The sequence below is a fragment of the Novosphingobium sp. B-7 genome, from assembly GCF_000410615.1.
GTDB lineage: Bacteria > Pseudomonadota > Alphaproteobacteria > Sphingomonadales > Sphingomonadaceae > Novosphingobium > Novosphingobium capsulatum.
On sequence record NZ_KE148507.1, the window covers coordinates 4,333 to 15,701 of the forward strand.

At 62.7% G+C, this 11,369-nt stretch carries 7 protein-coding genes and 1 pseudogene; all 8 read right to left on the reverse strand.

Features of this window, described 5'->3' with window-relative positions; translation table 11 throughout:
• Positions 1 to 5,075, reverse strand: a 5,075-nt coding sequence (locus tag H926_RS30050) for a hypothetical protein (protein WP_237741169.1), incomplete at its 3' end; no start/stop codon positions are given.
• A gap of 723 nt (positions 5,076 to 5,798) precedes the next feature.
• Complete coding sequence (locus H926_RS32780; protein WP_148291863.1) at positions 5,799 to 6,170, reverse strand: TrbC/VirB2 family protein; 372 nt, start codon at positions 6,168 to 6,170, stop codon at positions 5,799 to 5,801.
• A complete protein-coding gene (virB11, locus tag H926_RS0122830; protein ID WP_022678306.1) occupies positions 6,167 to 7,135 on the reverse strand; it encodes a P-type DNA transfer ATPase VirB11 in 969 nt (322 codons plus the stop codon). Before virB11 ends, H926_RS32780 begins: the two co-directional genes overlap by 4 nt.
• A gap of 1 nt (position 7,136) precedes the next feature.
• On the reverse strand, positions 7,137 to 8,207 hold the full coding sequence (locus H926_RS30055; RefSeq protein WP_022678307.1) for a TrbI/VirB10 family protein: 1,071 nt from the start codon (positions 8,205 to 8,207) through the stop codon (positions 7,137 to 7,139).
• Positions 8,197 to 8,922 (reverse strand): TrbG/VirB9 family P-type conjugative transfer protein, encoded by a 726-nt coding sequence (locus tag H926_RS31265; RefSeq protein ID WP_022678308.1) that lies wholly within the window; start codon positions 8,920 to 8,922, stop codon positions 8,197 to 8,199. Before H926_RS31265 ends, H926_RS30055 begins: the two co-directional genes overlap by 11 nt.
• A 47-nt stretch (positions 8,923 to 8,969) precedes the next feature.
• Positions 8,970 to 9,797 carry a virB8 family protein gene (locus tag H926_RS30065; RefSeq protein ID WP_022678309.1) on the reverse strand — a complete coding sequence of 276 codons (828 nt, stop codon included), beginning with the start codon at positions 9,795 to 9,797 and terminating at the stop codon, positions 8,970 to 8,972.
• Positions 9,794 to 10,999 (reverse strand): type IV secretion system protein, encoded by a 1,206-nt coding sequence (locus H926_RS30070; protein WP_051146487.1) that lies wholly within the window; start codon positions 10,997 to 10,999, stop codon positions 9,794 to 9,796. The genes H926_RS30065 and H926_RS30070 overlap by 4 nt, the downstream gene beginning before the upstream one ends.
• A gap of 3 nt (positions 11,000 to 11,002) precedes the next feature.
• Positions 11,003 to 11,369 (reverse strand): annotated as a pseudogene (locus tag H926_RS32785) (VirB4 family type IV secretion/conjugal transfer ATPase); the annotation flags it as partial.

Sequence of the window (11,369 nt, forward strand, 5' to 3'; positions counted from 1 at the left end):
GTGCCCACTTGCGGGCGCAGCAACCAACCCGATCCCAGAGGGACCGTGCGGCTGAGCGAGGCATCGAAAGACCAGCTGGGCAGCGAATAGCTGGCCGTGATCACCCCGGCATCGGGCACGGTGCGGCGGGTAAAGGCATCGGCATCGTCATAGCTGGCCGACAGCGTCACGCGGGTTTTCCCGCCAAACCGCGCGGTCACGCCGCCGATCGCGCCGCTGGCCTTGGTCGATGCGCCCAGGCTGGCAATCGTCTGGTGCCGGTCCATCCACCCGACATAGGCAGCGACGGCATAGCCTTCGCCACCGACACCCAGGCCAACCAGGCCGCCATAGCCATTGAGCGTTGCCGCGCTCACTCCTTGCGCTCCATTGGCACTGAACTGGCGCGTGCCACCCACCATCTGGCCAAACCCGAAGACATGGCTGTCGCCACGCGCCTCCGCCCCGCCCATCGTCCGGCTGGTGCTGGCCAAGGCCAGCGCGGTTTCCGTGCCGATCTGCAGGGCATCGGCATAGGGTTCTGGCGTCAGGCGGGCGAACGCTGCAACGATCGGTGCGCCGTTGCTGTCCTGCAAGCTGTCGAGCGCGGGGAACAGCGCCGCTGGTGCATCGGCCGCCGCCATGGCAGTGTTGATATAGCCGATCGCGCGGCGCACCTGCGGCGCATAGCCCGGGGCATTGGCAAACTGCACCAGCAGGCCCAGGTCACCGTTGGCCAAGGTGCGCAGCGAACCGGCCAGGCCCGTTACCGTGTCAAACTGGCCGGTCACCCCGCCCGATGCGGTAATCAGGTCCAGCGTGGAACCCACCTTGACCGGCGTGGTCGCCACGATCTGCAACGTGCTCCCGGAATTGATCGTCAGCGTCCCGTTGATGTTCAGCTTGTCACGGGCACTGGGCGCGATTTCGAACACCGTGGTCGATCCGGTGGCCAGCAGCACGTTGCCATTGACCGTCATCGTCCCAGGCGACGCACCTGGGCTGAGCGTGCCGCTCACCGTGATATTGCCGTTGACCGTGCCCGCCGAACCGAACACCGCGCCACGCCCCACGGTAATGCTGTCGGCGTACATCACCGAGCCGGCCAGGCCAACGAGCCGCCCACCGGTCAGCACCACGCTGCCAAAACTGCCCTGGTTTGCCAGTGTGGCAAATCCACCGCTTTGGGTCAGGCTCGAAACCCCGATTACCGTGTCCAACGCCACTGGTGCGGCCTGGCTGCCACCGTTGATTTCCAGCACATTGGTGCCGCCGCCGGCATAGATCGATCCGGCAAACGCACCGTTCATCACCAGACGGTCGTCACCGCTGCGGGTCACGATGTCGCCCGTGATCGATCCGCTGTTGATCAGCGTGGCATTGCCGCTCAACAGATAGACGTTCCCAACGATACGGCCACTGTTGTCAAACGAGACCATGTTGCTGACGTCAGCCGCGACAGAAACGGCATAGCCGACGGGCTGCCCATAGCCGTACCAATCGGGATCGGTCTGCGGCGTGAAGCCCGTGATCGTGCCACTGTTGACGATCGTGAGGGTGCCGGCTTCTGCTGTCGGTGGATAGCTGTAACCGCCATCCACGATGCTGAGGCCGCCACTGATCACGCCGCTGTTGGTCACACTGCTGCCAGCGAAGGTATTGGCCGCCAGGTCGACAGCCGGGCTTACGCCATTGTTCCCGATGCTGCCGCTGTTGTTGAAAGTCAGGCTGGATCTGCTCCACGCCGCAACGGCAGACCCCGTCAAGGTCGGCGAACCAATGCTGGCGCTATTGTCGAACAACGCCGTGGCCACCCAGGCCCGGCCGATATCCGCGCGATTGACGAAGCCCGCCAGATCGCCCTGCAGGCCAGGCACGAGTTGGACGGTATAGCCCGAGAGCGTGCTTACGCCGCCGGTGGTGGCCAGCTGGTTGATGATCGTGCCGGTACCAGCGACCAAGATGTTGCCGGTATAGCCGGATGGCCCGGCGATAGTGACCTGCGCGTCGGCGCCGTCGGCGATCGCGAGTTCCTGCGTGAAACCTGCGGGCAATGCCTCGCCCAGCGTTACGGTTGCCGTGCCGCTGCGCAGGTGCCCCACCGAGTTGGTGCCTGCTCCACCATCGATCATGCCGGTCACGCCGAAACCGGCTCCCGTCTCGATCAGCTGATCATTGCCGTCGCCGAACAGCAGGTTCCCGTTGATCGTCCCGCCATCAGCAATATAGACGCCGCTGTTGTAAGCGCGGTCATAGACTTGGGAATAACCCAGATCGACAGTCCCGTTGATGACGCCAGCGTTGCGCACCAACCCACCGCCCATCTCCACCGCGTCGCCAACGCCGGTGATCGTGCCACCAGCCAGGTTGGTCACCTGGTTTGTCCCGCTGTAATAGCCATTGGTCGACATGGCGATGGCAGCGCCACCCGTGCTGACGAGCGCGCCGCTGTTGTTCACCGTCGTGCCGATCATTTGCACCGCACTTTGGCTCGCCGTGATGCTGCCCGTGTTCGTCAACGTACTGGCAGTCACGCCCACACTGCCATCGGCCACGATCGTGCCGGCATTCACCACGGCTTGCGCGGTGACGGCGCCATAATAGTTAATAGTATTGCCGCCCGAAGAGCTGTCGGTCAGGCGGACAGTCCCGTTGTTGATGAACGTCGTGCCCGTCTCATAGGAATAGTAAGCCGTGGGCAGCACGACCGTGCCCACCGGATTGGTCGTACCGCTGCGCGTGGCTGACAGCGTGCCATTGTTGGTGATCGTGACAGGTATGCTCGCGGCGCTACCGTTGTATCCGGTGGCCTGGCTCGGGATCACCGACGTCGTGCCCAAGGCCGGCATGTCGGTCGTGGCGACCGTACCGCTCAGCACGACATTGCCAGTGCCGGCGATGCTCACCGTGGAACCCCAGGTCCCATCGGCATGCAATGCGAGGGTGGTGCCGCTCGCAACCTGATAGCCGACGCGGGCAAAGCCGCCGGGCAGCGCCAGGGTGGCGCTCGCGTCGCTCGTCACGTCATATCGCAATTCCGAATGATCCGCCTGGACCAGGCCGTTGATCCCGGCAAAGCCGCTGGTTCCCGGCCCGCTCAGCGTGGTCATCAGCACGTCATCCCGGCCCAGGGTCAGATTGCCGTTGAGCATCCCGCCACTGCTCGCGACGTACATCGTCCCGCCATAGGAGGAGTTGCCAGCGCGGGTGGCGATGTTGACGTCACCATTGATCGTGCCGGCGTTATAGACACGGATGGAAAATGCCCAGGACTCGCTGGGCGCAACCGCGGCATTGCCGCCAGTGATGATCCCCCCGGCGCGATTGTCGATCTGGGCATAGGCTCCCAGCATCACGGCCGTTCCAGACGCGCTGATCTGTCCGGTATTGGTCAGGATACCGTCGCCCAGCAGAACCCCGGTCGTCGCTCCAGCAATCGTGCCGCTGTTGGTGCCGGATGTGCAGATACAGGTATAGGTCAGTTCCAGGGCAGTTCCGCCGGTCGAACGGATCGTGCCACTGTTGCTGAAGCCCGAGCCAGTATAGACCGAGGCAGCCGTGCCGCCCGCGGTGATCGTGCCGCTGTTGGTGAAATTGTCGCCGTTTGTCCTGAGGCCATTGCCGCTTGCGGAAATGGATGCCTTGTTATCGATGACGGTATTGGCAAGGTCGACGGCATAAGCATCACCGCCGGTCTGGCTGGTAATAGTGCCCTCGTTCACGAACGTTCCGCCCGCTGGATAGAACGAAGTGTTGCTCACCACCGTTCCGGTCCCGCTGATCCCGGCCTGGTTCAAGAGCGTTCCAGCACCATCGAAGTAGAGCGACGATACAGTGGGATAGTCGCTTGCCACGGTCAGCGTCGTGCCGAAGATGGGCGCCAGGCTGAGCTGGGTGAAATGCGTCGGCAGCACCGGCGCTGCCGACAGTGTCGCATCGCTGCTGGTCACCAGCTTCAGGGTGTTGACCCCGGCGCCGCCATCGATTGCGCCGGAAATGCCAGTTACCAGGTTCCCGCCGTTGAGCGTTGCCACCAGCACGTCATCGCCCGATCCGAACACGACATTGCCGGCGATCGACCCGTGGGATGAATCGATCGTGCTGTTGCCAGACCCGGTGAGGACATTGCCGACGATTGTGCCCTGGTTCACCAGGTTAAGGCTGCCTTGCGTGCTCAACGCGGTATTGCCGGGCTTGACCGAGATCACGCCGCCGGCAGCGTTGGTGACATTGAGCGTGCCGCTGCCAGTGGCAATGATCGTGCCATTGCCGGTGTTGCTGATCACGCCGCTGTTGGTAATGTCCGCCTGGACCGGCGTTCCGTCGATCACGCTGGCGCCACTGGCGCTGATCGTGCCGCCCGCAAGGTTGGTCAGCGTCAGGTATGACGCACCGCCGATCGCAGCCCCGCTGCCGGTGTTGCTGATCGTCCCGCTGTTGGTCACCGTGCCATAGCTCAGCACGATGGTGGGGCTGGCACTGCCAGACGTGATCGTGCCGTCGTTCCATACCGTGCGATAATATGCGCTATTGCCCAGCGATGGCGCGATCGCGCTCAGCGTCCCGCCGTCGATCGTGCCGCTGTTGCGAATTGCGGCATTGGCCTGGATCGCGCCGATAAACCCGCTGGCGGTGTTGTAGATCGTGTTGAAGCTGAAATTGGGGTTGGTATCGTAGATCGCCACGCCACTCGTGCCGGTGATGGTGCCGGCATTGGCGATCGACAGCCAGGTGCTGCCATAGGGATTGCCAGGGCTTCTCGCCAAGGTGATGCCGTACGCGCCCGCGACCGTGCCGTTCTCGCCAACGCTAAGATTGAAGCTGGAGCCGGCAAAATCGGTGCCGCTGGAATCGGCTGGCCCAGATAGCACGGCGATGCCCGCAGTCCCCGTATTCGACACAGCACCGTTGACCGTGATCGTGGCATAGCGCGACTGAAACGACGCTGTGGCCGGCATCGCTACCGTGATCGCCGCCGGGCCGTTGGTGTTCAGGCTGGCGCCCTCGTCAACCGTCAGGGCCGTACCCGAACGCGTGATGACATAACCATCGCTGGACGTGCCGGTACAGGTCACCGCAGTGTCCGCCGTTTCCACGCATTGCGCCCAGGCATGGGCTGGCAAGACGGCCACCATGGCAGCCAGGCTGGCTTGCGCGCGCAGAAAGTTCGCCCGCGACGGGCGACGAACAGGTTGATGATGGTCCAACGATTGCCCCTAAGTCACGGTATCTAAACGGATAGATACCGGCCTTGTGTATGAAGCAATTTGAAAAGGACCAAAGCATTTTGATATTGCTGCAGCGCAAAAAGGTTCCGCAATGGACCTGTGCTTGCGGCTTGTGCTCGGATGCAGCCAGGCTGGCCAGCACGGGCGATGCCGCCTGGTGGCGTTTTTGCCGCCGAAGTGGGATCCTGAACGCAGGAAGGCCCCGTGCCTTGTTTGGCCGGGGCTGTCGTTATGTGTGTGAGGTGTAAGATGGTTGCGGGGGCAGGATTTGCCCAGGCACTCAAAAAATACACATATTTTGATTTTTAAGGACAAAATTTTCGAATTTGAAGACAATACCCCTGATTGTACCCCAACTGCTGCTAGGATCGATAGGCCGCCCGAGATGCGCGACGAGGTGCTAGCGGTTCAACATGGCCGCAGGACAGCCTCCGTTTCGCAGCGGCGAATTGCCACACAGATATTCTTCACGCAAAGCACGTCGCCGTTCGAGCGAACTACCACCTGCGTGGCAGGACCTAAGGCGTTCCGGTTCGAGGCCCTGTGCGACTGTGACTTGCTACTGAAGAAGGCGGGTGGACAAGGGTCGGTTCATTGCGTTGGGACTGAAGCTCCAGCGTAGGGATCGAATGGATTGTGAGATAATGCTGGACTGTTTTGAGGAATCACAGGCGGCGATGCGACCGTTGCGTCTGCGATGACAGGCAACGCCGGGGGCAGATTGCCGGTGATGCCAGCGCTGATAATCGGTGCGCCCAGCAACAGGAATACGCCAAGAACAACAAAAGCAGCGTGCTTTAACCTCAGCCTTCCCTGAAACAGAGACAGCCCGACCAAGCTTATCGCTACAATGCCCAACGCCGTTGCCAAGCTGCCAGACAACACTTCCCGCAGCCAATCCGCCATGGCGCCCAAGGCTTGAGTGTGGGCCGGTTCAAAAAGTGACGCGGTTCCGGCGTTCACGTCCGATTGCTCCAAATGGCGGCGATATGCCGCTGTCCCGCAAAGCGTTCGAGCTGCACGATCACGTCGACGGTGGATTGGACATAATGGACGATGTTTTCCCAGCTCAATCGCGCGCCCGTTTGTAGAATTAGGAGCGCAAGTTGCTTGATCGCGCCTTCTGGACTGTCCGCATGGATTGTGCTCATCGACCCAGGATGGCCAGTGTTGACGGTGCGCAGAAAAGTATAAGCCTCGCTGCCGCGCAGTTCGCCAACAATGATGCGATCGGGACGCATACGCAAAGCGGCGTTGAGCAGATCGTCCGTGCTCACGGCAGCTTCGCGCAATTCGTTGCGCGCTGCCAGCAATCCAAGGCTGTTGGGCTGGCCCAGGGCGATTTCCGGCGTGTCCTCGATAGCAATCACGCGCTCCTTGCTATCGATCTCCCGCATCAGCGCATTGAGGAATGTCGTCTTGCCCGTCGACGTGCCGCCTGAGATAAGAATATTTCTCCGGGCTTTCACGGCCTGACGCAATTGCGATGTGTGACCACGTCCAACTTCGTGCCCCCCGTCGGACGCTGTCGTTTGCCTTGAGCGAGTTGGCATAGGGCTATCAACCATGGGATAATCATCGAGCGTGAGGCTCTGAATGACGTGGCGACGGATCGCTAAAGCCACGCCAGCACGGGTTGCTGGCGGCATTACGACCTGAATGCGTGAGCCATCGGGCAGGCTCGCGGCCAGCAATGGATGCTCACGGCTGATGCCTTGATTAGACCAGGCCGCTACCTGCCGCGCCATTTGCAGCAACACAGCCTCGTCGAGATTCACCACTTGGTGCTGTTCGATCGTGCCGCCCAGACTTTCGGTCCAGACTTCGCCTGCACGATTGACATAGATGTCAGTCACGTCGCTCTGATTGAGAAACGGTGCCAGCGGTGCCAGCGACGCGGTAAGATAGTGCCCAACGCGCGCACGCATGTCACGGCCTCTCGTCAATCGACGAAAAATCCAGATCGCGGGCAACGAAAACGGAAACGCTCGCCCCCTGCTTGACTGTCACAGTGCTTCGCACGTTCGCCCCGCCGGTCGAGCCTGTGGTTGGCGTGGTTACGCCTGGCCAACCGACGATATAAGTACCGTCCGCCAACTTGCTGGTGGCGACGTTCATGCCCACGTTGAGCGCCGACTGAAGGATCGCCCCACCGTAGCGCTCCAGGAAGTGGCTGTTGACCTTGCCTTTGACCCCGGCACGGCCAAGCGTATCGGCCGAGGGCGATTGCAGCGCAATTGTGACGCCATCGGGTCGGATCAGCCGCGTCCAGCGAATCAAGGCGCGGCTTTGACCGCTGGCGACATCGGACTGATATTCGCCAATGAGACGGCTGCCTCGCGGCACCAACACCTGCGAGCCATCAAAGCCCCGCACATCGCGTGATACAATCGCGCGAGCCAATCCTGGCTTGGTCGTGTCCAAGGCCGTTTCTAGCACGCATTGGATCACAGAACCCTGCGTGACGGTCGTCGCCGGGTTAAGCAACCGGGTGGCCTTGACGCGCTCAGGACCGCTGGTCGGGCTGGCGCCTTCCGCCGGTGCGGATGGAACTGAGGGTGCGCTGGACGGTGGCGGCGGGGCATCGAATACCGTGGTCGGGCCCGTGGCTGATGAACTGCCGGAGCCAGACCCAATCTGCGGCGTTAGCGGCGCGTTATCCCATCGCGTGCGTGAAGGCGTCGCCGCAACGACTGATGGCGATGTGGGAAGCGTTGTTGGTTGAGCGGCCCCGATGGGCTGCGCCATCGCCGGAGGCATCGCCATGAGCGGCACAGATTGCGGTTCGGCATAGGGCACCTGAAGGTCTGGAACCGCGGTTCCGGGCACCGCCGTGTCCTGCGGGGAAGCGTGTGTTGTCGGCGCGTTGAGCGCCTGGCGATGCGCGTCGAGTGTCATGAACAGCAAGGCACCACCAATCAGCGCCGCTCCGCCGAATGCCAAGATGCCGAGATTGCCGGTCCGCATCGCAACCTGTGGCCGGATGTCGTCAGCGGCCATTGGCATTCTCCCCCGCCGTGGGCTTGGGCGTGGTCAACCGCACGGCCACCGCCTTGTGCCGATCTATCCGAAAGACCAACTCCGGCCAGACCCGATCGATGGTATAGGCACCATCGCGCATGAATCCATCGATCGTCATTTCGCGACCCGTCTCATCGACAGCGAAGACAGCCGGCAAAGCCTTGTCTTCCGACCAGCGAATGTAGGTGCGCTGACCATCGTCGGCGATGGAATCAGGCTGAAGCGCCTTATCGCCTTTTACACGATAGCGCTGCAAGGCCGCTTGGGCGCTTGCAGCCCGCAATTGTGGAAGGAACTGAGCTTGCGGCGAGAATGGACTTGGTGATTGTGCAGGCGGCGATGTATTGGCAACGACCGAAAAGCGCAGCATGACCGCTGCGAACGCTTCATTGGGCTCCAACTCAAGCAGATAAGTCCGGCGGTCGGTGCGCACGATCATATTGGTCATGACCGCGTTGGGCAAAAACCGAACCGTGAGGCTGCCGGCATCGCGTGCCACGGTCACCGCCCATGGTCTAGCATCGGCCATGGTTACATTGATGATATGCTCGTCCTGCCCGAACTGCATGGTCAGCGGGGTAGCCGAGCCAACCCGGACATGGACCATCTCATCGCGATGCCAGATGGCGGTCTGGATGCGGGAATCGCCGGCACTCGGCACCGGCCATGCGCGCGCTTGCGCATAGGCGTCCATAGGCGCTGCCAGCGCCAGGGTCAGCAGGCATAGAGCACCTCGCGCGCTCATGGTTTCTTCGCCGATGCGCCGGCCCTGGCCATCGGAATGACAGGCGGCGGCGCTGAGGATGGCACGCCGGGTGTGGGCGGGCCAGCAGGCACAGTCGGAACTACCGTTGGTGCAGCCCCCCCCAGCGCGGCAGGCGCCGTATCGGGAATGCTCTCGGCATCGCGCCGATAGCGCGTGACCTGGAAGCCGAGCGGATTGATCAGGCGATCCTGCACCGTCATCGGATCACCCGAATAGCGATAGCTGATCACCGCCGCCCAGTCCTGATCCGCTGCAGCAGAGGCCGCCAGATCGGTGCGGTGTGTGCGGAAGCGCACAAGCGATGTAGCCGGGCCGAGCGAAGATACGCTCTTTACCTGCACTTCGATCTGCGCGGTACGTGGCAAGGACGCCAAAGGACTGGTGGGATTGGTCGCCTGCGTGGCGGCGATGTAGGCGGCGCGGGCTTCCGGTGCCGACCACAAAGCGGTCTTGCGGTAGTTCGCCTTGATGCTGCCCAGATCAAAGCTTTCGCGGGCGATCACATATTGCACCAGGAAAGACCGCGTCAGCGCGGCATCGGGGGCAATGGTCTGGCGTTCAAGTGGCTTGAGGGCTTCGACATAGCCGGTCTGGCGATCGACCAGCAGCGTGTACGGCTCGACAGTCTTGAGCGGAGCCAAGGCAACCAGCGCAAACGCCTCGGCAATGGCGACAAACGAGGCTCCGCCCGCAACCCACCACGCGATACGCCGCGAACGCTGGTCGCGTGCATCGCGATCTTCAGCCCAGGTCGCTGCCTCGCGATAGTAGGCGTCCAGGTCTTTCTTGCGTTCCGGTTTCATCGTTTCCCATCTCGCCGCTGGCCTGCGGCCGTGACGCGGCGCGTAGCGCGCGGGTACGTTTCTCCAAGTGCGGGTTCACCAGCACGCACGGACTGCGGCTCTCCATTGCCAGAACCTGTGGCAGTACGTTCCCGCTCGACCAGGATCGGCACGCGCGCCGGCGGCGCAGCGCCGCCGCTACCCACGCTGCCACCTTCTTCCACCAAGAGGCCAGGACTATCGTTGAAGCTGGTGCGTCCTGAGAAGCGGTCTCGTTGCCCGAAAATAGACGAGCCAAAAATATGTGATCGTGCTTCGCCCGCAACGGTCGGTTGCATTTCGGCCCATCCCCGCTGAAACGCCACGCGTCCCAGAATGCTAACCAGTATCAGCGCCGCGATGGCGAACGACAGGGTGATGACCAGCAGTTCCGTCGGCGCTGCGGGCGTCGCATAGCCAGCATCGCGCAATTGCAGCGCGCCGGCCAGCCAAGGCTCGAGCACAGCAAGTTCCGCAGCATAGACCACGGTCAGCCCCAGTGACCCGATCAGGCATAGCACCAGCCCGCGCGCCCAGCCTGCAAAGAGACCGCGCGTCGCGCCAAGCAGCAATGCCCCGGCCATTACCGGGGCCAGCGCAAGGAGCAGACCGGCGACCAGACGAATGGCCACCAGCGGCCCCAGGGTGCCGACCAGAAAGACCACTCTCGCCCACCCCAGGGCGGGATGGTCGTCGAGGGCAATCGCCTTGAACGTCGTGCCACCGTCCGCGACCGGAGCATATACTTCGCGCCCGGTGCCTTGCGTAGTCAGCGCCATGATCCCGTCGTCGGCCGCCTGAAGCCGCATGGCCATGCCCTGCCCCATGCCCGGCAACTGGTTGTCGAGATGCAAACCGGCGGCCAGTTCGGCCGGGCCATGCAGTACCAGATCGTAGATCACGATGCGGAAAGCCGGCCAACTGGCCGCCAGCGTGAGGGCAATACCGACCTTGAGCGACGTGCCGATCAGATCGCTGCCCGATACGCCGCGCCCTGCCAGCAAGCGGATCGCAAACGTCGCGATCAGCAAAGTGAGCAAAGTCGTGACGACCGTTTGCCCCAGGCCACCCGGTTGGGCCAGGGACTGGAACCCAACCGAACCCAATGTCGTCGCCTGGCAATCCACATGCGCCAGCATCGAGGAAAGGAACTGCTGGCCGGTGTTGACGGAAGGGCAAGCCATCGCTCAGGCCGCCCCTTCCAGCAAGGGCGCCAGCCAATCCTGCGGATCATCGCCCAGATCGCTGCGCAAGGCATCGAGCAGCCGCACGTTGGCTTCCCGCCCCGACAGGATCGTCAGGATATCCTTCTGCCCAGAGAGATCGAGCCGCGCCACTACGCTGTCGTTGCCATGCTTGATCAGGAAACAGCGCTGGCTGTCGGGCATCGCGCGGATCAGGTCGAACTCGTGCTGGGTCAGGCCGAAGCCGCCGATGTAATCCTCGGCGCGCGCCTTGGGATTGACCATGAATATCTGCGTTGCCGCCTGCTCGATGATCGCGCTGGCGATGCGGCTTTCCAGGGCATCCTGCGCGCTTTGCGTGGCAAAGCCG

Excerpts from the sequence above, each read along its gene's own strand:
- H926_RS30065 (WP_022678309.1), bottom strand. The coding sequence starts at position 9,797 with ATGAAACCGGAACGCAAGAAAGACCTGGACGCCTACTATCGCGAGGCA.
- H926_RS31265 (WP_022678308.1), bottom strand. The coding sequence starts at position 8,922 with ATGGACGCCTATGCGCAAGCGCGCGCATGGCCGGTGCCGAGTGCCGGC.
- H926_RS30070 (WP_051146487.1), bottom strand. The coding sequence starts at position 10,999 with ATGGCTTGCCCTTCCGTCAACACCGGCCAGCAGTTCCTTTCCTCGATG.
- H926_RS30055 (WP_022678307.1), bottom strand. The coding sequence starts at position 8,207 with ATGGCCGCTGACGACATCCGGCCACAGGTTGCGATGCGGACCGGCAAT.
- virB11 (WP_022678306.1), bottom strand. The coding sequence starts at position 7,135 with ATGCGTGCGCGCGTTGGGCACTATCTTACCGCGTCGCTGGCACCGCTG.